This is a genomic window from Lactococcus fujiensis JCM 16395, from assembly GCF_002441655.1.
In the GTDB taxonomy this organism is placed as follows: Bacteria; Bacillota; Bacilli; order Lactobacillales; family Streptococcaceae; genus Lactococcus; species Lactococcus fujiensis.
Map to the genome: position 1 here is coordinate 73,832 of NZ_JXJU01000005.1, position 24,622 is coordinate 98,453.

The following is a 24,622-nucleotide window of genomic DNA, read 5'->3' on the forward strand; positions in this document are numbered from 1 at the left end:
AAAAAACAGCCGAAGCTGATTTTTATTTACTCATTAGACCTTACAACAAATGACTCTTCATTTGCTCTTTAATCAACTAGATTAAACTGTAAGTGAAGCACGTCCTTTACGACGACGAGCTGCGAGGACACGACGGCCATTTTTAGTTGCCATACGAGCGCGGAATCCGTGAGTAGTCTTACGAGGTTTTTTATGTGGTTGGTAAGTACGTTTCATTATTAAGTCCCTGGGCTACTTCACTTAAACACAAATCCTTCACAACAATTTGGACGGTTTCGGGTTGAAAGTAGCTCCACCGATGATGCGGTGTTCCTTTCATTCATGATTTTTAGCTTTCCTAAAAAAGCATACCTTACAAGTTTACACTATCTGAAAACATTTGTCAAGTTTAAATTCCTTTAGTTACTACAATATACCGATTGAATTCTTGACCTTCTGAATGACTAGAGACACCAGTTTCTTGTGAAATGATTGTATGAACGATTTTACGTTCGTTTGATTGCAAATCATTAATGTAGACTGTTTCGCCTCCACGCGCACGTTCTGCAGCACGATGAGCAAGACTTACGATATACGCTTTACGTTTTTCATGATAATCACCAACATTGACTGCAATATTCATTCGCGTGTTTAAAATACTGTTTGCATAGGCCTTTGCCAACACTTGAAGACTTTGCAAAATTTTACCGTGCTTGCCAATCAAAAGTGCATCATGTTCAGAATTCAAATTGAAAACTGTCAAATTGCCATCAGAAGTGACTGAAACGGCAGTTTCAATACCCATTCCAGAAGTAATTTTTGTCAAATAATTCGAAATTTTATCAATAATTTCTTGATCTTCTTGACCAGCTTTCAAAACAACTGCTTCCGTTGTGCTTGTTTCTTCAGCACCACCAACGGTGACTTTAACAGCTTCGATGACATCTGTTATTTCACTGGTTTGGTTATTTTGAACAACTGTCTTCTTTGCTGTTTCAATAATTGCGTTACGTTCTTCTTCAGTGATTTCACCGTTCTTTTCACGCTCCGCTGCACGAACAGCCTTGACAATTTGACTTAATTCTAAAGTTGCATCCATTGCAGACTTAGCTTTAGGGACACCTAAATCGACAGCTTCTACACCACGTTCAGCAAGGTGATCCGCCTTACGCACTGTATCTTCTTGAATGGCTTCAATTTCCACTTTAGCACGTTTTTTTCCAAAACCTAAGAAGCCTTTTTTCTCTTTTTGAATAACGTGAACATGTGAATTCTCACGCTTGATTCCTAATCTATTCAGCCCTCGCTCAATCGCATCTTCGACTGTTTCACCAGTAAAAATAGCCATAATTAACTACTCCTGTATTTTTATTAGCCTATTTCATTTTCACGATAAATTCATTTCTTTCTATCTGTGTTTTAATAGGCTTTCTTTTAAAAATCTTTGTATACCAAAAGAATTCAGAATAACTCTAAAAACCTTGGAACTTTTTCAATAAATCGTCTATTATTTTTTCTTAGCTTTTACTTTGGCCTTTTTCAAAGCCCGTTCACGAGCCTTTGCTTTATCTTTCACTGACTGGATTTTTGATTCACGTGCAGCAATAATTTTCCATGGATTCGCAATCAACATTGTTTGGAAAACTTGGAAAGCATTCGAAACTACCCAATACAATCCAATACCAGAAGCAACATTCATTGCAAAGAATAGGATCATAACAGGCATCAAGTAGGTCATTGATGAGGTCATCATATTTTTTTCAGGCGCTGATTTCATCATGAGGTATGAACTCAAGAAAGTAAATATTGCGGCCAAAATTGGCAAAATAAATGTTGGGTCTTTCGCTCCAATATCAAACCAGAGGAATGTCCCATGTTTTAGGAAATCAACACGTGAAAGCGCTTGGTACAAAGCCCAAAGCACTGGCATTTGAATTAAGAGTGGGAAACACCCAGCATAAGGGTTAACTTTATTGTCTGCATAAAGTTTTTGTGTTTCCTCTTGCATCAAACGACGCGATTCCATGTCTTTACCAGGATATTTCAACTGAATTTTTTTAATTTCAGGTTGAATTTCTTGCATTTTTTGACTAGATTTAATTTGCATATTCAGCAACGGCAATAAGGCCGCTCGAATAAGAATCGTAAATAAGATAATACCGATACCAGTCAATCCACCAAATGACAAGAAACGAATAACTTGAGCAAAGCCATATACTATTTGATCCCACAAGTTACTTGATGAGCTCGTTACAGCGCTTGTTCCACATGCTGTAAGGAGCAACAATGAGCTAGCAGCCATTGAGATCAAAGCTATTTTCTTCTTCAATCAATTTCTCCATCTACATAGATATTTGATAATTTCAAAACATGTTTGAGATTTTTCTTTACTTCTTCAAAGTTAAGCTCCTGTACACCATTTCTAGCAATAACCACAAAATCAACATTTTCGATATGTGGCGCAAACTCCGCAACGGCATGACGAATGAGCCTTTTAATACGATTTCTGACAACAGCGTGTCCCAATTTTTTGCTTACCGAAATACCTACACGGTAATGAGATTGTTCTGCATTCAGAGTATAAACAACAAACTTTCGGTTGGCAAAGCTATGTCTTGCTGAAAAGATTTGTTCAAAATCCTTAGAGCGTTTCACACGATAAGTTTTTTTTATAGCCAAGCCACTCTCCTCCATACTGAAATTACCGCTTTTAATTTTATCATAAACTTGTCTAAATGTCACTATCTAGCATGTAAACGGTTTATCGGTAATTTTCATTTTTAACTATATAAATTATTTATTTATTTTGATTCTAGTGGAATCAAAAATTGTTCAACCATATATTCAAACGATTCTTCTTTTGTTGCTTCATCTTTTTGAAAATATCCTAATTGAGAAAGCGTGATAAAACCATGCAGTTCTGAACGAAACATGCGGCTTTTGTGCAATATCTCCTCCGATTCTAGATTAAAATTTTCTAAGCTTCTTCTAAGAAGTCTAATATTTTCGTTAGAAAGATTAATCAGTTCTTCATTTTTTGATTGGCGAATCATATTGATTAATTCATATACTGGTGCATATTCCTCAGCAAAAGATTTATAGGTCTCAGCATATGCCCGAAGCGCATCAACAGGATTTTTTGCAATCATAGACTGAGTTAATTGATGGTTTAAGATCCGTTGAAGATGGACTGCTGTCGCTACACGCACCTCTTCCATATTCTTAAAATGATTGTAAAGCGAAGGGGCCTTGATGCTAAAATACTCAGCCAGCCGTGGAAAGCTCACGCTAGCCAATCCAATTTTGCTCGCCAAATCAATTGTAGCCAGCACAATTTTTTCTTGATTTAAGGAAATTCTAGTCATTTTTTCTTTCTTTCTCTGTCAACATGCAACAGAACAATGTATATTTTTATTCAGTATAAAACTATTTCTGTTCTTTTTCAAGCTAATTTTATTACCCTATTCACTACCATCAATAGGATTTTCACAACGTTAGCCTCTCCTAATTTTACACCAAAAAAATGAACAAGTATTCATACTTGCTCATTTTTTATAAATTTTTCATGAATGCTTTGATAATTCTATTTTTGCAGCATCAATCTGATCCTGCACAGATTCAAAACCAGTTCCCCCAAGAGATTTTCGACGTGCAACTGCGGTTCTTGATTGTAATACCTCATATATATCTGGGTTTATCAGCACCGATAGATTTCGAAAATCTGCCAAGCTGACATCTTGCAAATATATTCCTTTTTTCGTGCAATCCAGAACTAATTTCCCCACAATTTCATGTGCTTGACGAAAAGGAACTCCTTTACTTGCAAGATAATCAGCCAACTCGGTCGCATTTGAAAAATCTTTTTGTGTCGATGCTTCCATAATTGACTTATTTACGGTCATGGTTGACAACATTCCTGTCATCACTGTCAGTGCTGTCAAAATTGTATCCGCTGAATCAAACATTCCTTCTTTATCTTCTTGTAAGTCTTTGTTGTATGCTAAAGGTAAACCTTTCATAACGGTCAACAACCCCATGAGATTGCCATATACGCGTCCTGTTTTCCCACGTATTAATTCTGCCATATCTGGATTTTTCTTTTGTGGCATGATTGACGACCCTGTTGAATAAGCATCTGAAAGAGTGATAAACTTAAATTCATTCGAACACCATAGTAAAATATCTTCACAAAAACGCGATAAATGCATCATCAGAAGGCTAGAATTTGAAAGAAATTCTAAAATAAAATCCCGATCAGAAACTGCGTCCATTGAATTTGCATATGGTTTCTCAAAACCAAGTAAACTTGTTGTCAACTTTCTGTCAATCGGAAAAGTCGTTCCAGCAAGAGCTGCTGAACCAAGAGGATTCATGTTTGTGTGCTTAACGTTGAACTCAAATCGTTCGTAATCCCTTGTAAACATTTGGTAATATGCCATCAGATGTTGCCCAAAACTAATGGGTTGCGCATGTTGCAAATGGGTATAACCTGGCATTATTGTGTCAATTTGGTTTACAGCTAAGTTTACAATCACGCTTCGAAGACTTATCAGCTCTGACAAAATTTCACGAAGCACGGATTTAAGGTACAAATGCATATCTGTTGCAACTTGGTCATTACGTGAACGAGCAGTGTGCAGTTTTCCAGCCACTGGACCAATTGAGTCATGAAGGTAGGATTCCATATTCATATGAATATCTTCATTTTCCATTTTAAATTCAATTTCACCACTAACAAGTTTTTCTTCGACTAATTTTAATCCAGCAGCAATTTGATCGGCTTCACCCTTTTCAATGATCCCAGTCTCACCAAGCATTTTTACATGTGCTAGGGATCCTTGTAAATCAAATGGTGCTAATCGCTGCTCAAATTTAATAGATGCTCCAAACGCCTCAGTTTGTTTGTTCAAACCTTGTTCAAACCGCCCACCCCAAAGTTTTTCCACCATGTTGATAAATCCTTCCTTTTTCTCTCCTAGGTCATCAATCACAAAATGAACAAATTTCGTAACCCATATGACTTTAAAGAAAAGTCAATCTTATTTGTTTCATATATTTTTATTAATTTCTTATTTATCATTTACTTGCGCATTTACTTGAGTTGGTAGTCCCCAGAGTTTGATAAATCCAACTGCAACAGCCTGATCGAATTCATCTGCCGCAGTATAGGTCGCTAATTTTTCATCGTATAATGAATTTGGTGATTTTCGTCCAATCGGTGTTGCATTTCCCTTATAAAGTTTTATCTTAACAGTTCCATTAACTACTTTTTGTGTTTCATCAAGATATGCAATTAGCGCTTGTGTCGCTGGATTAAACCACAATCCATTATAAATCAAATTAGATAGTTCATTTTCTATGACCGGCTTAAAATGAGCTAATTCACGCACAAAAGTAAGATCTTCCAAATCTTTATGAGCCTTCAGAAGTGTCATTGCACCTGGACATTCATAAAATTCACGTGACTTGATACCAACTAAACGATTTTCAATGTGGTCAATACGACCTACGCCATGTTTACCTGCAATAATATTCACTTCATTTACAAGTTTATACAAATCCATTTTTTCACCATTTAAAGAAACCGGCAAGCCTTCCATAAATTCAATTTCAATGTAATCTGGATCCTCAGGAGCATCTTCCACTGATTGCGTCATAAAAAAGGCATCTTCAGGGCATCTATTCCATGGGTTTTCTAAAACGCCCGCCTCGATTGCACGCCCCCAAAGATTCATATCAATTGAATATGGATTGTCTAAATTTGCGGGAATTGGGATATCATTTTCAATTGCATAATTAATCTCTTCTTCACGTGCCCAATGCCACTCCCTAACAGGAGCAATTACATCAAGCTCAGGTGCAAGTGCATGAATAGCAACTTCGAAACGCACTTGGTCATTTCCCTTACCGGTACACCCATGGGCAATCGCAGAAGCTCCTGTTTGTTTAGCTACTTCGACTAATTTTTGTGCAATCAAGGGACGAGACAAAGCGGAAACAAGGGGGTATTTATTTTCATACATCAAATTTCCCTTGAGCGCTGCCCCTACAAATACTTCTGAAAACTCTTTTTTGCAATCTATTACAACAGATTCAATGGCTCCAATGGAAAGGGCCTTATCATGAATAAAGTTTAAGTCTTTTCCCTCTCCCACGTCCATACAGGCAGCAACTACATCGAATCCCTTGTCTGCCAACCACTTAATCGCTACGCTCGTATCTAGCCCACCAGAATACGCCAACACAATTTTTTTGTTTTCCATTTCAATTCCTCTTTTAATTATTTATATATATGCATTATACTGTATAAATATTTAATTGTCAAGATATTTAATATTTATACAGTATTTATTTTATAGCGTACGCAGTATCTATATTATTATCAGAAATTAGTCCTTTGTGCTATAATAGAATTACTAAAAGAACGGAGCCATGGCAGAGTGGTAATGCAACGGACTCGAAATCCGTCGAACGGGTTAATACCCGCGCAGGGGTTCAAATCCCCTTGACTCCTTAAAAATTTCAATGCTATATTAATCTGTAATAAATTAATGTATGTACTCCTTTCTCCTCCTGGTATCAGGAGGTTTTTTATTAATTTTAAAGTCAAGCCTCTCTTCTATTTGTTTTATGTATAAAAGCAACACCTTTTAATAAAAATAGGTTATAATTAATTCATGAAAAACAAAAAAAGACTTCTCAAATGGTTTTTTGGAATACTAATCTTTCTTTTAATTATTGACACCAGTGCGACACTTTATTTTTATAAAGTCGCCGCGATTAGAAATAACACACCTGTAAGCCAGGTTTCTAAGAAAAGTAATAATTACAAACTCGTTCAAAAGTTCAACAAACTGAATAAATCAACAAAAACTTTAACGAATGATAATCTCAAATTAGATGCTTGGTATGTTCCAGCTGAATCCACCACTAACAAAACCGTTATAGTAGTTCACGGGTTTAGGCAAGATAAAAGCAATATGCGTCAGTATGGCGAGCTTTTCCATGAATTAGGATACAACGTACTCATGCCAGATAACCGCGGAGCAGGTTCTTCAGAAGGGGAATACATCAGTTATGGTTTTTACGATAAAGAAGATATTATAGCATGGGCAAATTTATTGACCAAAGAGAACAACAAGAGCAAAATCACACTATTTGGGCTATCCATGGGCGCAGCAACAGTAATGATGGCTAGTGACCAAAAAAATCTTCCAGATTCTGTAACCAATATAATTGAGGACTGTGGTTACAGTAATGTCTGGGATGAAATTACTTATCAGGCTAAAGCGAGTTATGACATCCCTGCTTTCCCACTTGTCTACAGTGTTTCTTTAGAAAATAGAATTCGCCAGGGTTGGTTTTTTAATGAAGCCTCTTCGACTCAAGCATTAGCAAATGATAAACTCCCCATCTTACTCATCCATGGAAGTAAAGATACTTATGTCCCTACATCGATGTTAAATGAAAATTACAATGCGGTAAAATCTGGTACTCCAAAGGAAAAATTATTGATTTCAGGCGCAGCTCATGCTAAATCTTTTGAAACAAATCCAAGCCTTTATGAAAAAACCGTTTCTAACTTTATGACACAATATAACCCTGTAAACTAATCAGATAAAACTTGCAAACTAGCCTAAGAAATGTTAAACTAGTTGAGTACTGTTTTCGCGGTGGTGGCGGAATTGGCAGACGCGCAGGATTAAGGATCCTGTGGCCGCTTTAGGCTGTAAGGGTTCAAGTCCCTTCCACCGCACTAATCAAAAGGCTCACGTTTTATACGTGGGTCTTTTGTTATCCATGATAGAGGATATAAAGCAATCAACTTTTCATTATCGACAGCAATGAGAGCAATTTTATGGTAAAATATAGATAGAAACTAAATATAGAGGTAACTTTCACCATGATGAATATGCAAAACGCCAATTAGATGCTTTATGAGTGTGTTTATCCTTAGAAACAATAATTTAAAGCAATTTTTATAAACATATAAAACTTCAATGTATTTGAAAAATCCATATTGCGGTCAAAATTTGGTCAAATTCCTTCATTATATAATAATTAGAAACTAGCTAAGAAAGCTAGTTTTTTATATAATGATAAAGGCGCCTCGAATGTTTATGGCAAAACAAAAATATGATTTTATAAAAATTGATAAGCCTCGCTTCCATGAGGCGATTCAGGCTTATGAAGCATGGAAACACCTCAACTCTATTATAGTGAACAGCTATAATCGTAAAGTTAATATTCCCGAAACCATCACTGAAGCCTTAGTGTGCTATGCTCTAAACATTGAGTTAAATAAGGGCACTGCAGGCGATGCAAAGAACATAACCACTAACGAAGTTATAGAAATCAAAGCAACCTCTAATTGGAATGAAGACTTAACCTCTTTTTCACCAAACGAAAAATTTGATAAGCTCATTTTTGCTAGGCTCAAAGCAACTCCAAATGAAGATATGCTTTATATTTATGATGTAGATTTAAATAGTGACTCCCTAAAAAAGATTCAAGTTAATAAAAAGCAATCTCTGGGAGACCAACAAAAACAAGGTAAACGTCCTAGATTTTCAGTTATTAAGAAAATTATTGAACCCAATAATTTAACCCAACTGGTAAAAGTCAATCTGAGAACGAAAAAAATTACCAAATAAGGAGGCGTATCGAGGCGTCTTTTTTGCTATTTCAACACCCGCTGGCTGCTTTTTGTTTCTGATTTTGATATAATAGTCCAAGCACAATTAAATAAGGAGATTGATTTCATGACTGAAAACAATGCAACTGTAAGTACCCCTTACACTATCGCAAGCTTTTTTGGAGGCGTAGGTGGTATTGATTTGGGCTTTATTAAGACCAAAAAGTTCAGTTCGGTGTTCATCAATGAATTTGACAAAAATGCACAGGAAACTATTTCTAAGAATTTTCCTGATGTTAAGCTTGACCGTCGAGATATTCACATTGTTGATACTGATACTGATACTGGATTTAATACCCATTTATTAGATACAGATTTAATAGTTGGTGGATTTCCCTGTCAGGCTTTTTCCATTGCTGGTTATCGAAAAGGATTTGATGATGACCGTGGAGATTTATTCTTTGAACTCCTTAGAATGATTAAAAAACATCAACCACGAGCTATTTTCATTGAAAATGTAAAAAACTTAGTTACCCATGACCATAGTAATACTTTTCGTGTAATTCGTGAAGCTTTGACGCTCGAAGGATATTACGTTAAATGGAAAGTTTTAAATGCCAAAGAATACGGTAATATTCCACAAAATCGTGAACGCATCTATATTGTTGGATTTGCTGATAAAAAAGCTTTTGAGACCTTTAAATTTCCAGAACCACAGGAATTAACAACAAAACTTTCAGATGTCATCGACTTTAATAAATTAGAAGATGATAAATATTACTATAAACAAGGACGTCAAAACTTCTATGAACAACTTGAAAAAGAGGTTATCTCACAAGATTCTGTTTATCAGTGGCGCAGACAATATGTCCGTGAAAATAAAAGTGGTGTTGTCCCAACTTTAACTGCGAATATGGGTACTGGAGGTCACAATGTTCCTCTCATTAAATCAGATACAGGGATCAGAAAACTTACTCCACGTGAAACATTCAATGTACAAGGATTCCCTAAAGATTTTATACTTCCCGAAAACCTTTCTAATGGGGCTTTGTATAAACAGGCTGGAAACTCTGTTGTTGTCCCTGTTATTGAACGAATTGCAGAAAATATCGCTAAAGCTTTAGACAGTACCCCAAATATTGTAAAACCTATTAATATTAATGACACTTATGCCCTCTACCATGTTATAATGAATGGAAGACTTGAGGGTGAAAGCGATTTTGTACAACAATTTAATTCCAATTCTGAATTGAAAGACTTTTGCGATACTAACAAAATATCCGTTCTTAATGAAGATGAGTATCTCAAAATAATTCAGAAAAATGGAATTGCAGATTTTTATATCGTTTTGAATCCCTCAAAATAATTTTTGGAGGTTCTACAATGGTTATGTGGAATAATTTACCTGAAAGTCAAAAACAATATTATCAAAAATTGATATTAAGCTTCGCTAGCCTTAGTGAAGCTTTTTCGCAGAAGGCAGAGTCAGAAGGGGACACAGAAAACAACACGCAATCTAAAGTTGCACCAATCGTAAATTCTAAATTTCAAGAAACTGTTTTTCAACGTAGTTTTGGAGCTTATGGTGAAGATATCGGAAACACCTCTTACGATGCTTCTGTAATTGTAGATGAACACCATAAATATCTCGTTGGTTTAAAATCGTTTGGTATCGGTTCAGGAGACCAAAAAATCGCTCAGTTCAAACGTCCTCAAACAGAACTTGGATGGCGAAGAATTTTTAATGAGATAACAGATAATGCAAGAGGATTAGAATCAAAAACTGAAATAGACAAGATCAACGAAGACTTGTATCGGTATTTAGCAATCGAAATATCAAAACTTAGAAATCAGAGAATTGCTTCATCCAAAGAAAATTTAAGAGGTTTTACAATTAATGACGAGACCTACATCGAAGCCGTTTATCACTTTCTAATGCCTTCAAAAAAAGAAAATCCTCCTCAAATATTTGTAGGTGAAGTCCCCTATTATGATATTGACATTGACAATATCGTTATCGAAGGATGCACAAGTGCAAAAAAACCGATGAATTTCAAATTTCATGACGGAAGACATCATTATAAGTACACCGAAGCAGACAGCCAGCTACTAATGACCTTTGATAAAACTCCCTTAGATATCTGGGATGTCCATTATGTCGAAGATCCCTTTAGTATTTTTGCAGAAATAGGTAACGCATCAGAAGAAATAGAGCAAATCGAGGCAGAAAATCAACTCCAGATTGTAGATTCTATTTCATGGAAAATAAACCTTCAGCCCGTATCTGGCTTTAATCAGTTTATGGGGCTTCCTAAAAATTCCACTGGCTCAATACAAGCTTTTATAAATACTATAAATAAAGACTTTTCAGATGTAACTGGAATTTCTGAATTAGTTCAAGCTCTCACTAGTTTCAAAGAAACTTATCCTAACAAATCTAGCTTCGAAAAATATTCAACTCGTAAGGATATAATGAATCTGTGTATAAGCTTCGCAAATTTTAAAAATGTCATAAATAACGATGGAATACCTTTAAAAATCCCTTCATATCCCTTAGTAGATTTAGCAATAAAATATCTATTTCGTTCACCCAATGAAATATATATTCCAATCCCAAAATCAAAAACCTTTCACAATACCCACCCTAATTTTTTTGGCACAGGTTCTGGAATTTTAAATGGATCTACTTTTGAACTTCCTTTGAGCGAAAGGCAATTCAAACTAGAATTTTTACCTTCACACACAATTGTAGATGCACAAATCACCCAAGAAAACGGCAAAGCTATTCAATCTTCAGGTAATCAAGATATTTTAGGAAACTGGATTCTTCAAAAAGTGTTTCAATTACCCGAATTTACACCATTAACAGATGAGCGCCTAATAGAAATGGAGTTGAACGGAATACGTTTAACCAAATTTTCAGATTTAGATAATCATATTGGATTAGAGTTCATTTGGATTGATGATGATAATCTCCCATCAGATTATTGGAATTAATCATTCATTTCGTCCACTTATGAAGTGGACTTTTCTTTGTACATTTGATAAACTATTATGAGCGAGGTCAAACTAATGAAAAAACTAAGTATACGTTTAGCCCAGAGTGCTAAAAATGATATTAATGACTTAAAACAAATTTTAGAAGATGAAAATCACGGTGACCGACAATTCACTAATGGGGATGTCGTCAATCAAGCCTACCGCGATATTGAAACATTCGATGATTGGGAAAAGGTCATTTCAGAATATAAAAACAACGCTCAAAAAGGTTTTATTCCCAAAGAAGAGCCCGAATTAAAAACAAATTTGACAATAAGCAACGATGCCTATAACGGCTTCCAGAAAATAAAAGCAGAGTTAAGCAAATACATAGAAGGGCGAATATACATATCCTTTGTTATAAAAATGATAGTACGTGCTTCTAGGTTAATGAGGCAAAATAAATTAAATTGAGAGATAGCTTCTCTCTTTTTTTATATTTTGAGATTTGTACCTTGACAAGAGGGACAAAATTCGCTACAATAAATTAACCTCTCATAGAGGGACAAAAGAAAGGAAGAATCTTTTAACGTTTATGGACGTTAATTTTAGATTTGTGGTATTTACTAATGCCTAAAGTTCACAAGTTACATAGAAACTCCGAAAATCCAGAAGTACAAAAAACAATCAATATAGTTGAAGTGTGCGGAATACTCATTTTTGTGATTTCTATGCTCTTACAATTTCTGATTATTCCAAAAAATTTTTTCTCCATCATTCACCCCTTATTGTTCTTGTTGAAACCATTCTTACCAATCATTATCATAATTACGTTTATGACTACATCAACAATAATAACAATAGACTGGTTAAAATCCCCAAGAAGCCCTATTCTGAAAATTAGGATTAAACACCAACTAAAGATATTTGCAGATGAGTTTATTCCTGAAGGAGTTGAAATCCAATACTTGGTCCATAACAACTATAAAGAATCTGCCGATAAAATAAGAGTAATTTTGTATTCAAACGGCTACCTTGAAGAAAGTGAACCTGCTCGAATCGGTCGCAAACTTTCTGAATGGTTCAACATTCCGCTTAGAAGCTGGATTGAGGACGAACAAATCACTGGGCATTACGTGTTTGACCTTAGCTACCGAAAACCAATACGACAGGAGGTTAATTTTGACATTCAAACTCTCTGATGAATTAGATATTGACGAATTTCACGTCTATATTACTGGGGCCAGTGGAGTAGGAAAGACGTCCTTGACATATCTTCGAATCCTGACCTCAGCTCGTGACATTTTCATTATACAAAACGATGGATATAAAAATTTGAGGGTCATAGATCCAAAAGGCGGTTCGTTATTTAGCCTCCGTCATTCAGTTCCAAACAATGGTTCCAAAACATTTGCAAACTCTCCGGAAAGTGCTTTAGTGCTACTTACCGATTTCTACGAAGAAATTACTAAACGAGGAAAACTCCTCGATAATGCAGGTCTTAGACTTGACGCAGATTATCATACGTTAGGTTTACCTCCGTGCTGGTTATTCTTTGATGAATATATCGACCTCATTGAGCAAGCAAAAATAATAGATAAGAAGATTGCTAACGAGATAACCAGTCTGCTCGTACGTTGCATTACTAAAGATAGGCAACTTGGCTGTTTTTTATGGATAACGGCAATGCGTGCGGATACGGCTTACCTTCCTGGTCTTATACGTTCCACCATGATTAATATTGCACTTGCCACCGATGGGAGAGAGATAGACCCAGAAAATGCTCGCATGATGTTCGGAGCAACAGATTTACAAAAGCCACCACCTCATACTAAATATTATGGTTATGCCAAGGGAGAATCAGGAAAACCAACCTTATTCCTCACTCCTAAACTTGCAGACGGTGTAAATATTCGTAAAACGCTCGCCCACTATATGAAAGGGGAATATTTATGAAACAATTAACGTTCCTCTTCGAAGATGACGGTAGCGTTCAAATCATAAGCAATGACACAAAGCGTCTGCAAAGATGGCTTGATTCAGGCTATTGTCACTCACCTGAGCGTGTAAAAGGTGGATATCGTGTAACAGTCTCTGATAATTGGAATTATCGTTCCACGTTTAGAAAAAAGAAAATCTAATTGTATCAATAATCTGAACAAGAAAACTGAAAAGTGAATTTGGTGGGCTGTGGAGGTTTCCTCCGACAGTCCGCTGAATTCATGGCTTGGTTTTCTAGTGTGGATTAAATTGATATGCTTAGATTTTACAATAACTAATGATTTATGTCCAAGACCTGAATGACAATAAAAGCTGAGAAAGGAACCTTCTATGTCATCACAAACACTCGCTGTCATTGGTATCAGCAATAAAAAAGAAAAAGGCTGGCTGAAATTAGCCACTCTTAATGGAGCTTCTTGGTCTGACCTCGGTGCACACTTTGACAAAATCAAATTCGGTGGAACTTTTAATGAAGCTGGTATTTATGAAATTGACTTCGAAAACACTGCGGAATTTGGCGCAATGGCTGCTTACTCAGTCACTACCGCAAACAAAATTGCATCATTTTCTGAACTTGTTGCTCTAGCATTATCCGAAGAGTAACCATCTGTATAATACTGGCACGGCTTGACCGTGTAGGAGCGGAGCGGGCTTTATTGCGTTGGTTTACTTGGCGAGCACGAGAAATCTGGTTTGTCAAAATAAACTAATGAATAGTACCTAATACCCTCCTGCACGCACTGCGTGCAATTTTTAGAAAGCAAAAACAATGACAGAAAACAGCGAAAATCGGGCTACCTCTAATAGCCCGATAACTATACATGAAGTGTCCCCCAATGAACAATCTTATTCTAAATTTCAAGAACGAGTTTCTTTCAAATATGGATTTGTTGGTTTAAAACTTGATAAGTTGAGCCTGACAGCACGAATTGACGAAGAGCTTCATAATCAAATTTTGACTGGCGAATTTGAGCTTTATGATGTTTTTGGGATAAAAGAGCCAAATCTAACGCCAAACGGAGAGCTTGCAAGTTACAAGGGACAATTTTTCTATAACGAGAAAGAAAATTGGTATGTGGAATATACCCCAATTTCTTCAATTAAAATGAACAAACGTCCACTTAAAATTGAGTTTACTCCTTCAAAAGTATCAAAAGAGCACTTTTTAACTGTGTTCAATTTACTCCTTCCACACTTATCCGATATAGCTTGTAGTACATTCCACTTGGCTTATGACTTTGAACGTGATTTATCAACATTAAAAGTCAATTGGCCTAAGGCAATGTACCGGCCTATCTACAAAGGCATAAAGCTTGAAACCATGGACTTTGGTGCTCCTAAAGGTAATTATCACATCACAAATTACAACAAACTAAAAGAACGAGCAGATCAAGGAGACTCTGCTGAAATTGAAATTTATCAGCAGTATGAAAATCTCTGGAGAATTGAATATAAATTTTATAATGAAGGTAACATTAAAAAAGAGTTAAAAAACGGATTGCCTTTTCTAGCTAAAATTCCTGTATTTATTGAAAACTTAGAGGGTTTAGAATTTCAAAATCTCGGGGTTAATGAAAAAATTGCACTTTTTGCGATGAAAAATAAGCCCGAATTATTTGCTGGTTCAGATGATAGAACAATTAGGAAATACAAAAAACTTGCTGAAAGCATTGCCGAAGTGAACCTCAACGTATTCTTTCAAAATGCATTAGACTACACAGAAGTTTTTAATCAAGAAGCTGCTAGGGTAAACTTCCTTGATTTTATTAAAAAACTTTTGGCTGGACAAATTCCACAAATTGAAAAAGAGCTATCAACTCATACTTTGGACGGTCAGAGTGATAACTCAATTATTGAGTAACCCAAAAAGGTTACTCCTTCATTATAGCATGATTCATGCAGAAGGAGAAAAATGATTCAAAATATTACTAAATCTGATATTATGATTTTAACTGGATATTCAACAACCCAAGCACAAAATATCTTACGAAAAGCCAAGGATTTCATGGTTTCTGAGGGATTCGTTTGGTATTCTAACAAACGTGTTTCACGTGTTCCGATTCAAGCTGTAGAAGCTATTCTCGGCTACAAATTGGACACAGAAAATGTTATAATTGATGATGTATCTACTGGTACAGCGTTATGACAGTTTCTAAATATGGGAAAGGTCTTTGGAAAATTGATGTCTCCGATGGATATGATGAGCTAACAGGCAAACGCAAAAGAATTCGCAAGACTGGTTTCACTTCTAAAAAACAAGCCGAGGAATATGAAGCTCACATCAAACTTTTTGAATTACGTGAATTAAAGCCTAAGCAGAAAATTTCTATTGACTATCTTTATTCATTGGTTAAAATAGAAGATGAAATCCGTGGAAACTCACAATCTACCAAAGATACACAAGATTCTTATTATCGTGTTTACATTTCAAAGTTCTTTGCTAAAGCAAATATGCGAACTTTGACCGTACTTGATATTAAAAAATTTCGTGAATGGCTTCAAGAACAACCTAGCATTAAAGGCGGTAAGCTTACTAACAAAAATATCAATCGTCAAATGATATTTTTACATAAACTGTTTGATATTTCTATTTTACACCAGATTCGTTCTGATAATCCATGCCAACTTAAAGCATTACCTGAAAAGCACGTTGAAATGAAGTACTATACACCCGAACAGTTCAAACGCTTTCTAGCCCTAATTGACCCAATAGACGAATTTCGATATAAGTTATTCTTTGAGATTTTGATGTTTACTGGTGCTCGAAGTGGCGAAGCTTTAGCTTTAACTTGGGAGGTAGTAAATCTTGATGAAGGTTATATCAATATTAAAAGCTCTGCTCATTATCGCAAAAAGGAAGTAACTATCGGAGCAACAAAAACAACGCAGTCTGTTCGAAGAATTTATATCCACAAATCATTTGTTGATGAATTGAAAGTTTGGAAAACTAAGCAGTTTAAACTTCTTGAAAAGTATGTTGATAAACCTGAAACACTTCAAATTTATCAGACTACTCCTGAAATTGTTACACACCCACAAATTACAGGTTTTAGACACGATAAACTTAAAAAGCGTATGCCTGATGACTTACCGTTAATCAGAAATCATGATTTCCGACATTCTCACGCCGCTTTTTTAATCAGCCAAGGTCTGAGAAAGGGAGAAGGCAAAGATTATCTATTTTTTACGCTAATGAAACGGCTTGGACACTCTTCCATCACTACAACTGTAAATACTTACAGCCATCTCTTTCCTTCACAACAAAAGGAAATCGCAAACGCATTTGACGACTTTTAAAAATAAAGTGGTCAAATTTGGTCAAATTGTTAAATAAAAAAGGCTGAAAAGCCGTATAAATAAAGGAAATAGGTACATTATTATGATGAATATGCAAAATATGATGCGTCAAGCTCAAAAACTTCAAAAACAAATGGCAGCGTCTAAAGATGAAATTGATGCAACAACATTTGTAGGAAAATGAGCTCAAGATCTTGTAACAGTTCAAATTACAGGTGATAAAAAAATGAAATCAATCAATTTTAGTGCAGATGTTATTGACCCTGAAGATCCCGAAACATTGCAAGAGATGACAATTGCGGCTGTGAATGATGCTTTAGGTCAAATTGAAAAAATGACTGAAGATAAATTAGGTAAATTTACAAAAGGTTTGCCATTTTAAGCTAAAAAACTTATCCACAGGGGATAAGTTTTTTTATTTTCATTTCACAATTCAACAAGTAAAATTAATTTGTTTAATTTATTAAAAAACAGCAATCAAAAAATCTGTCAGTACTGACAGATTTTAATTATTTCTTATTTAGTATATTCATCAACGAGCGAAAGAACTTCTTCCATTGTAGCAGCTTCAGTAAGTGCTTTGTTTGCAAGTTCTTCCATCTTAGTTGAATCCAAGCGTTTCATCAATGAACGTGTTTCAAGAACTGATGTAGCAGACATTGAGAATTCATCAAGTCCGATTCCCATGAGAAGTGGAACAGCCTTTTGATCACCTGCCATTGCACCACACATACCAGCCCATTTTCCTTCAGCGTGTGCTGATTTAACAACATGGTTAATCAAGCGGAGAAGTGATGGGTTATATGGTTGATAGAGGTATGAAACTTTTTCATTCATACGGTCTGATGCCATTGAGTATTGGATAAGATCGTTTGTACCGATAGAGAAGAAATCAACTTCTTTAGCGAATTGATCCGCTAAAACTGCAGCTGCAGGGATTTCAACCATGATACCAACTTCAATTCCTTCAGCAACTTTAACGCCTTCAGCAATCAATTTAGCTTTTTCTTCTTCATAAATTGCTTTAGCAGCACGGAATTCAGTTACAAGAGCAACCATTGGGAACATGATACGGAGACGTCCGTGTACTGATGCACGTAAAAGGGCACGCAATTGTGTACGGAACATATCTTCGCCAGCACCTTGAGTCAAACTAATACGAAGGGCACGCCATCCGAGGAATGGGTTCATTTCTTGTGGCAATTCAAAGTAAGGCAATGTTTTGTCACCACCGATGTCCATTGTACGGACAACAACTGGTTTACCATTCATTCCTTCAAGAACAGCTTTATATGCTTCATATTGTTCGTCTTCTGTTGGGAAGTGGTCAGATTCCATATAAAGGAATTCTGTACGATAAAGTCCAACAGCTTCTGCACCATTGTCATTAACACCTTCAACATCTTTTGGCGCTCCAATGTTAGCAGCAAGTTCAAAATGTTTACCGTCAGCAGTTATCGTTTCAGCATCTTTCAGTTCTGCCCATTCTGCTTTTTTAGCAGCATAGGCTTTGCCAGCTTCAACAAATTCAGCAGCTTGTTCTTCAGTTGGATCAATAATAACTTCACCTGTCAAACCTGATGCAGCGATCAATTGACCATCTTTTACAAGTTCAGTGATGTTTTTAGTACCCAAAACAGCTGGAATTTCAAGCGTATTAGCCATGATAGCAGAGTGAGAGGTTTTCCCACCAATATTGGTAACGAATGCTTTAACAAACTTCTTGTCCAATTGAGCTGTTTCAGAAGGAGTCAAATCGTCAGCAACAATAATAACTTCTTCATTAATCAAAGCTGGACTAGGCAATTTTACTCCAAGAAGGTTCGCTAAAACACGTTTTGTAACGTCTTTAATATCAGCTGCACGTTCTTGCATATATTTATTGTCATCCATGCCTTCAAAGATAGCGATAAACATATCTGTTACTTCTTTGAGGGCTGCTTCTGCATTAACTTTTTTATCGTTGATTACGGCTTTGATTTGAGCAGTCATATCTGGGTCTGAAAGAACCATCATATGTGCGTCAAAAACCGCAGCGGCTTCTTCACCAAGGCTTTGTACTGCTTTGTCCTTAATAAGTTGAAGCTCGTTCTGAGAGGTAGCGAATGCTGCATCAAGACGAGCTTCTTCTTTTTCTGTGTTTTCAACAGTGACTGTCTCGAAAGACAAGTCAGGTTGGACAAGCAAGTATGCCTTTGCTACAGCTACACCAGATGATGCAGCGATACCTTTAAGCATAGTTGTCATGATTATTCAGCAAGTCCTTCTTTTGTCATTGTTTCAGCGATAGTTGCGATTGCGTCATCCGCGTCAGCACCTTCAGCTGTGATAGTAACGTCAGCACCTTGACCAACACCGAGTGACATAACACCCATGATTGATTTAAGGTTTACAGATTTTCCTTTGTATTCCAAAGCAATTTCTGAAGTGAATTTTGATGCTGTTTGAACAAGCAATGTAGCTGGACGAGCGTGAATACCAGTTTCTGCAACGATGTGGAATTCTTTAGATGCCATTTTGATGGTTCTCCTTGTAATGTAATCATTTACTGATAATATCTTTTGATACTTATCACTTTACAAATTGTACCACAAAGTGAAGTAGTTTGCAATGTTTTCTATTTATATAAGCCGAAAAAATTTTTTTATTAACCACTTACAAATGTTGTTATAGCGCCATTTTATAATAATTTTCTTATTTTTCTACGTCATAAAAGTGTTTTCAAATTTTCTCATTCGTAACAAAACGGATACAAAAAGAAAGACCTTTCAGTCCTTCTTATTTAATTTTTTATTGAAGTATAAATTTCTTGCACCAACTTTTCGGTTTTATCCCATCCCAGACATGGGTCCGTGATTGATTTTCCATAAATTTCAGGACTGTCTTGACGTCCGTCTTCAATGTACGATTCAATCATAAAGCCACGGACGTATTTTTTAATCGCATCATCCCATTCACGATTAATTAACGTTTGCCGTACAATACGGATTTGTTCCATGAATTTTTTTCCTGAATTATCGTGATTGGTATCAATCACAATAAATGGATTTTGTAAGTTCATTTTCTCATAAAGGGCGATCGTGTCAAGTAAGTTATCTGTATAATAATTCGGATGATTTTTACCATTTTCATCCAATCCGCCACGTAAAACCGCATGTGCAAGCGGATTTCCAGATGTCTCAACTTCGGCACGCGCAAACAGAAAATGCTGAGCTTGTTGAGCTGCATAGATACTATTAAACATGACTTTCAAATTCCCAGAAGTTGGATTTTTCATAGCTACAGGTGCATCTATTCCTGATGCCGTGAACCGGTGCTGTTGATCTTCAACTGAACGTGCTCCAACCGCATGATACGAAACCAAATCGTCAACCAGGCGGACATTTTCTGGGTATAACATCTCATCCGCTGTCGTTAAGCCAGTTTGTGTAATAACTTTATAATGCAAATCACGAACCATTTTAATGCCATTGATCAAATCGGTATGGTCGTCTTCATCCGGTTCATGCAACATTCCTTTGTAGCCATCACCATTTGTTCTAGGCTTAGCTGTATACACCCGCATGACGATAAAAAGGCGGTCTTTTACCATTTCTTGAAGTTTTGCAAGTCGATGAGCATAATCTAAGACAGCCTGTTCATTATCGGAAGAACAAGGTCCAATAATAAGCAACAATCGGTCATCCGTTCCTTTAATAATTGCTTCTAATTCTTTATCGCGTGCATCTTTCTTATTTTGCTGCTCTTGATTTAAGTGTCCTAACTTTTTGATTGCATCAATATCAATTTTGGGACTGATTTCTTTGAAAGCCATTTTTAATCTTCCTGAATTCTTTTTTCATTTTCATAAACTTCATGGACTAATTCTACGGTTTTTTCCCATCCAAGGCAAGGGTCAGTGATTGATTTTCCAAATGTTTCTGGCTTATCTTGGCGTCCATCCTCCAAGTAAGATTCAATCATAAAACCGCGGACATATTTGTGAATTTTTTCGTCCCAATCACGATTTATTAGCGTTTGGCGGACAATTCGAATTTGTTCCATAAACTTCTTACCTGAATTATCATGATTTGTGTCAATCACAATAAAGGGATTCTGCAAATTCATTTTTTCGTAGAGTGCAATTGTATCTAATAAATCATCTGTATAGTAATTAGGATGATTTTTACCATTTTCATCTAATCCACCTCTTAGAATCGCATGGGCCAATGGATTGCCAGAAGTTTCTACTTCGGCACGACGATATAAAAAGTCTTGTTTTTGTTGAGCTGCATAAATCCCATTGAACATCACTTTTAAATTTCCGGAAGTTGGATTCTTCATTCCAACAGGAGCATCAGAACCCGAGGCAACAAAACGATGTTGTTGATCTTCTACTGATCGAGCACCAACTGCTATGTATGAAACTAAATCATCAATTAATGGCAAGTTTTCTGGATAAAGCATCTCATCGGCAGTCGTTAGTCCTGTTTGGGTGATAACTTTATAATGCAAATCTCGAACCATTTTGATGCCGTTAATTAAATCAACGCGACCATCTGCATCAGGTTCATGAATTAATCCTTTATAACCATCCCCATTTGTTCTAGGTTTGGCTGTATACACTCGCATGACCATAAAAATTTTATCTTTTACTTCTTCTTGAAGAGCTGCTAATCGATGCGCATATTCAAGTACAGCTTTCTCATTATCTGACGAACATGGTCCAATAATTAGCAAGAGTCGGTCATCCTCACCTTTGATAATCGCCTCCAATTCTCTATCTCGTTGGAGCTTTAGCTGATTTTCTTGCGCATTCAGATGGCCTAATTTTTTTACGGCGTCTACATCAATTTTGGGACTCAATTCTTTAAACGTCATGCTTTTATCCTTTTTCTGAAAACATTGCATCGCTTTTCATTGGCCCAATATTTTCTAAATTTTATAGAATATTTTACAACTTACACGTACTGATGTCAAATTTTTAGTGAAACAAGTTAAGTCTGAGGGAGAAAAAACTGCTTCCATTTCTGAAAGTAGTTTTGATTCATTTCTATTATGCAATGTGAGTGCGTCCGTGACAATTTTTGAACTTCTTACCCGATCCACATGGACAGAGATCATTACGACCGACGCCAGCGAAAGGATTTTTGCCATTGTTTGTGATATTGGCTGTAGAAGTTGTAACTGCTGACCGAGGGGCTTGTTGAGTGGCTTGTGCCGTTTGTGGATGGATTTGAGCCTTCATCATCAAGCGAGTTACTTCAAATTCAATTGTACCTATCATGTTGTTAAACATGTTGTATGCTTCTTCTTGATATTCAACAATAGGATTGTTTTGTGCGTAACCACGAAGTCCGACAGACTGACGCATTTGATCAAGTGCGTCAATATGTTCTGACCAGTTGTTATCCACGACACGTAAGATAACTGCTCTTTGGAACTCTAATTGACGTTCTGGTTCTGCCAATTTTTCCATTTGAGCAGCATATTGGGTTTTAATTTTATCAAAGAGTAAATCTTTCAATTCTTGTGCTGATTTACCTTGCAAATCTTCAAGTTTAATTGATTCTTCAGGCAACATTGTATTTTGAACAATAACGAGCAAATTATTCAAAGTTTCTTCTTTAGTTAAGTCATTCAATACTTGACCATCAATTTGACGTCCAACCGTACGTTTAAACATCCCCATCAATACTGGCGTCATATCTTCTTCGGCAACAATGACGTCATGACGTTGCGCATAAATAACTTCACGTTGTTCACGAATAACATCGTCGTATTGCAAGACTTGCTTACGTGAGTCATAGTTATTTCCTTCAACACGTTTTTGAGAAGATTCAATTTGGCGTGTAATCAAACCTGATTTAATCACAGCATCATCACCAGAAATGCGCATTTTATCTAAGAAAGCTGAAACACGTTCAGATCCAAAACGTTTCATCAGATCATCTTCAAGTGAGAGATAGAATTGGGAAACACCTGGGTCACCCTGACGTCCTGAACGTCCTCGGAGCTGATTATCAATACGACGACTTTCGTGACGTTCTGTACCAATAACTGCAAGCCCACGGAATTCTGGATCTGGATGATCAACCACACCAGCACCCAGTTTAATATCAGTCCCACGTCCAGCCATATTTGTGGCGATTGTAACTGCCCCTTGTTGGCCTGCATTCATGATAATCTGTGCTTCACGGTAGTGATTTTTTGCATTCAAAACTTCATGCGGAATTTTTGCTGCGACAAGCTTTCTAGAAATCAATTCAGACGTTTCAACAGCGACTGTACCAATCAAAAGCGGTTGTCCCTCAGCGTGACGGCGTTTGATATCCTCGAGTACGGCATTAAATTTCGTTTCCAAGGTTGGATAGAGCAAGTCTGGGTGGTCCATACGTTGGATTGGGCGGTTGGTTGGAATTGGCGTAATTTGAATGTTATAAATTTCACGGAATTCTTCTTCTTCCGTTTTTGCAGTCCCTGTCATCCCTGATAGCTTCTTATACATACGGAAATAGTTTTGAATTGTAATTGACGCCATTGTTTTTGATTCATCTTGAATTGGAACAGCTTCTTTGGCTTCAATTGCCTGATGAAGTCCATCAGAATAACGACGACCTGGCATTGTACGTCCAGTAAATTGGTCAATAATCAAAACTTCCTTATTTTCATCAACCATATAGTCGATGTCATGAAGCATAATATAATTTGCACGGAGAGCATTGTCCACAAAGTGAGTCAGTGCAACATTTTCCATGTCATATAGATTGTCAATTTGGAAGAATTTTTCGGCTTTATCGATGCCTTCTTCGGTCAATGAAATTGTTTTAGACTGAAGATCAATTTTATAATCGTCTCCTTCTTCAAAATCACTTGTTACAATGTTTAAATCTTGACCATCCAATGATTTTGCAAATTGGTCCGCACGATAATAAAGCGCTGATGAACTTTCAGCTTGTCCTGAAATAATGAGTGGTGTACGTGCTTCATCGACCAAAATCGAGTCAACTTCATCGACCAAGGCATAGTTCAAAGGTTTTTGAACCATATCTTCCTTACGTGTCACCATATTATCGCGTAGATAATCAAAACCAAGTTCTGATGAAGTAGAGTAGGTAATATCACAGTTATAGGCTTCACGTTTTTCTTCAGGTGATTTGGAGTTTAAATTCAAGCCAACCGTTAGACCAAGCCAGCTGTATAATTCTCCCATTTCAGTCATGTCACGTGTCGCCAAGTATTCATTGACCGTAACAACGTGAACTCCTTCGCCAGCCAAGGCATTCAAGTAAACGGGCATTGTCGCCGTCAACGTTTTACCTTCACCTGTACGCATTTCAGGAACGTCACCATTATGAAGAACAATCCCACCCATAATTTGAACATGGAAAGGATAGAGTCCGAGAACACGACGAGCGGCTTCACGACAAACTGCAAAAACCTCGTATAACAAATCATCTAAACTTTCACCTTTTTGAATTCTTTCTTTAAATTCAGGTGTTTTTGCTTTTAATTGTTCATCAGAGAGATGTTCCATCTCATCAGCAAAAGTTTCAACTTTACGAGCCATGCGGTCTAGCTTACGTAATTCTTTTTTATCGTTTTCGACAATTTTTTTAATAAAATTATTAGCCATAGATTCTCTTTCGTTAATAATGTGTAATTTTAAGCTAAAAATCCACATATACAGTTATTGTTATTTTAGCATTTTAAAACCCATATTTCAAACTAGAAAATGCTTTCCTACTATTT

Annotated in this window: 24 protein-coding genes, 2 tRNA genes and 1 pseudogene; 15 read left to right on the plus strand and 12 right to left on the minus strand. The window is 36.3% G+C overall.

Features of this window, described 5'->3' with window-relative positions:
* Positions 1 to 81: 81 nt before the first annotated feature.
* The 7 genes from rpmH to RT41_RS05245 all read right to left on the minus strand — a co-directional run bounded on the left by rpmH (position 82) and on the right by RT41_RS05245 (position 6,242).
* Complete coding sequence (gene rpmH, locus RT41_RS05215; RefSeq protein ID WP_003135255.1) at positions 82 to 216, minus strand: 50S ribosomal protein L34; 135 nt, start codon at positions 214 to 216, stop codon at positions 82 to 84.
* A 172-nt stretch (positions 217 to 388) separates the two neighbouring features.
* Positions 389 to 1,327 (minus strand): RNA-binding cell elongation regulator Jag/EloR, encoded by a 939-nt coding sequence (gene jag, locus RT41_RS05220; protein WP_096817958.1) that lies wholly within the window; start codon positions 1,325 to 1,327, stop codon positions 389 to 391.
* 159 nt (positions 1,328 to 1,486) lie between these two features.
* Positions 1,487 to 2,308, minus strand: coding sequence for a YidC/Oxa1 family membrane protein insertase (locus RT41_RS05225; protein ID WP_096817960.1), 822 nt, complete (start codon positions 2,306 to 2,308; stop codon positions 1,487 to 1,489).
* Positions 2,305 to 2,673, minus strand: coding sequence for a ribonuclease P protein component (rnpA, locus tag RT41_RS05230; protein ID WP_180752689.1), 369 nt, complete (start codon positions 2,671 to 2,673; stop codon positions 2,305 to 2,307). Before rnpA ends, RT41_RS05225 begins: the two co-directional genes overlap by 4 nt.
* Before the next feature lie 107 nt (positions 2,674 to 2,780).
* Positions 2,781 to 3,344, minus strand: a complete 564-nt coding sequence (locus RT41_RS05235; RefSeq protein WP_096817964.1) for a TetR/AcrR family transcriptional regulator — start codon at positions 3,342 to 3,344, stop codon at positions 2,781 to 2,783.
* 198 nt (positions 3,345 to 3,542) lie between these two features.
* On the minus strand, positions 3,543 to 4,928 hold the full coding sequence (gene argH / locus RT41_RS05240) for an argininosuccinate lyase (protein WP_096817967.1): 1,386 nt from the start codon (positions 4,926 to 4,928) through the stop codon (positions 3,543 to 3,545).
* A 120-nt stretch (positions 4,929 to 5,048) separates the two neighbouring features.
* The gene (locus RT41_RS05245) at positions 5,049 to 6,242 is read right to left on the minus strand and encodes an argininosuccinate synthase (RefSeq protein WP_096817969.1); all 1,194 of its coding nucleotides are present in this window, start codon (positions 6,240 to 6,242) and stop codon (positions 5,049 to 5,051) included.
* Between the two features lie 163 nt (positions 6,243 to 6,405).
* Between RT41_RS05245 and RT41_RS05250 the strand changes: the two genes are divergently transcribed.
* The 15 genes and pseudogenes from RT41_RS05250 (at position 6,406) to RT41_RS05320 (ending at position 17,273) form a co-directional block, all read left to right on the plus strand.
* Positions 6,406 to 6,493, plus strand: a tRNA-Ser gene (locus tag RT41_RS05250).
* Positions 6,494 to 6,656: 163 nt separating this feature from the next.
* Positions 6,657 to 7,592: an alpha/beta hydrolase gene (locus RT41_RS05255; protein WP_096817971.1), complete on the plus strand. Its 936-nt coding sequence runs from the start codon at positions 6,657 to 6,659 to the stop codon at positions 7,590 to 7,592.
* Between the two features lie 57 nt (positions 7,593 to 7,649).
* A tRNA-Leu gene (locus tag RT41_RS05260) sits at positions 7,650 to 7,735 on the plus strand.
* A 364-nt stretch (positions 7,736 to 8,099) separates the two neighbouring features.
* Positions 8,100 to 8,633 (plus strand): Bsp6I family type II restriction endonuclease, encoded by a 534-nt coding sequence (locus RT41_RS05265; RefSeq protein WP_054639878.1) that lies wholly within the window; start codon positions 8,100 to 8,102, stop codon positions 8,631 to 8,633.
* Between the two features lie 108 nt (positions 8,634 to 8,741).
* A complete protein-coding gene (locus RT41_RS05270) occupies positions 8,742 to 9,980 on the plus strand; it encodes a DNA cytosine methyltransferase (protein ID WP_096817973.1) in 1,239 nt (412 codons plus the stop codon).
* 17 nt (positions 9,981 to 9,997) lie between these two features.
* Positions 9,998 to 11,611, plus strand: a complete 1,614-nt coding sequence (locus tag RT41_RS05275; RefSeq protein WP_342743685.1) for a hypothetical protein — start codon at positions 9,998 to 10,000, stop codon at positions 11,609 to 11,611.
* Positions 11,612 to 11,686: 75 nt separating this feature from the next.
* Entirely contained in the window at positions 11,687 to 12,067 is a 381-nt protein-coding gene (locus RT41_RS05280) for a hypothetical protein (RefSeq protein WP_143467350.1), read from the plus strand.
* A 257-nt stretch (positions 12,068 to 12,324) separates the two neighbouring features.
* Positions 12,325 to 12,795, plus strand: a complete 471-nt coding sequence (locus tag RT41_RS10340; RefSeq protein WP_219524938.1) for a hypothetical protein — start codon at positions 12,325 to 12,327, stop codon at positions 12,793 to 12,795.
* The gene (locus RT41_RS05290; RefSeq protein WP_054639873.1) at positions 12,776 to 13,549 is read left to right on the plus strand and encodes a P-loop NTPase family protein; all 774 of its coding nucleotides are present in this window, start codon (positions 12,776 to 12,778) and stop codon (positions 13,547 to 13,549) included. The genes RT41_RS10340 and RT41_RS05290 overlap by 20 nt, the downstream gene beginning before the upstream one ends.
* Entirely contained in the window at positions 13,546 to 13,734 is a 189-nt protein-coding gene (locus RT41_RS05295) for a hypothetical protein (protein ID WP_021165152.1), read from the plus strand. The genes RT41_RS05290 and RT41_RS05295 overlap by 4 nt, the downstream gene beginning before the upstream one ends.
* 190 nt (positions 13,735 to 13,924) lie before the next feature.
* Positions 13,925 to 14,197, plus strand: a complete 273-nt coding sequence (locus tag RT41_RS05300; protein ID WP_245811610.1) for a hypothetical protein — start codon at positions 13,925 to 13,927, stop codon at positions 14,195 to 14,197.
* A 166-nt stretch (positions 14,198 to 14,363) separates the two neighbouring features.
* Positions 14,364 to 15,455 carry a replication initiation protein gene (locus RT41_RS05305; RefSeq protein WP_096817980.1) on the plus strand — a complete coding sequence of 364 codons (1,092 nt, stop codon included), beginning with the start codon at positions 14,364 to 14,366 and terminating at the stop codon, positions 15,453 to 15,455.
* A 51-nt stretch (positions 15,456 to 15,506) separates the two neighbouring features.
* Positions 15,507 to 15,740, plus strand: a complete 234-nt coding sequence (locus RT41_RS05310; RefSeq protein WP_054639875.1) for a DUF3173 family protein — start codon at positions 15,507 to 15,509, stop codon at positions 15,738 to 15,740.
* Positions 15,737 to 16,891, plus strand: a complete 1,155-nt coding sequence (locus tag RT41_RS05315) for a site-specific integrase (RefSeq protein WP_096817982.1) — start codon at positions 15,737 to 15,739, stop codon at positions 16,889 to 16,891. Before RT41_RS05310 ends, RT41_RS05315 begins: the two co-directional genes overlap by 4 nt.
* Positions 16,892 to 16,973: 82 nt before the next feature.
* A pseudogene (locus tag RT41_RS05320) lies at positions 16,974 to 17,273 on the plus strand (YbaB/EbfC family nucleoid-associated protein).
* 134 nt (positions 17,274 to 17,407) lie between these two features.
* On the opposite strand, the gene ptsP reads toward RT41_RS05320, so the two are convergent.
* The 5 genes from ptsP to secA all read right to left on the minus strand — a co-directional run bounded on the left by ptsP (position 17,408) and on the right by secA (position 24,506).
* On the minus strand, positions 17,408 to 19,138 hold the full coding sequence (gene ptsP, locus RT41_RS05325; RefSeq protein WP_054639876.1) for a phosphoenolpyruvate--protein phosphotransferase: 1,731 nt from the start codon (positions 19,136 to 19,138) through the stop codon (positions 17,408 to 17,410).
* Positions 19,139 to 19,140: 2 nt separating this feature from the next.
* Complete coding sequence (locus RT41_RS05330) at positions 19,141 to 19,407, minus strand: phosphocarrier protein HPr (protein WP_054639877.1); 267 nt, start codon at positions 19,405 to 19,407, stop codon at positions 19,141 to 19,143.
* A 266-nt stretch (positions 19,408 to 19,673) separates the two neighbouring features.
* Positions 19,674 to 20,705, minus strand: a complete 1,032-nt coding sequence (locus tag RT41_RS05335; protein WP_096817985.1) for a 3-deoxy-7-phosphoheptulonate synthase — start codon at positions 20,703 to 20,705, stop codon at positions 19,674 to 19,676.
* A gap of 2 nt (positions 20,706 to 20,707) precedes the next feature.
* The gene (locus RT41_RS05340) at positions 20,708 to 21,781 is read right to left on the minus strand and encodes a 3-deoxy-7-phosphoheptulonate synthase (RefSeq protein ID WP_281251371.1); all 1,074 of its coding nucleotides are present in this window, start codon (positions 21,779 to 21,781) and stop codon (positions 20,708 to 20,710) included.
* 145 nt (positions 21,782 to 21,926) lie between these two features.
* A complete protein-coding gene (gene secA / locus RT41_RS05345; protein WP_096817989.1) occupies positions 21,927 to 24,506 on the minus strand; it encodes a preprotein translocase subunit SecA in 2,580 nt (859 codons plus the stop codon).
* Positions 24,507 to 24,622: the final 116 nt, after the last annotated feature.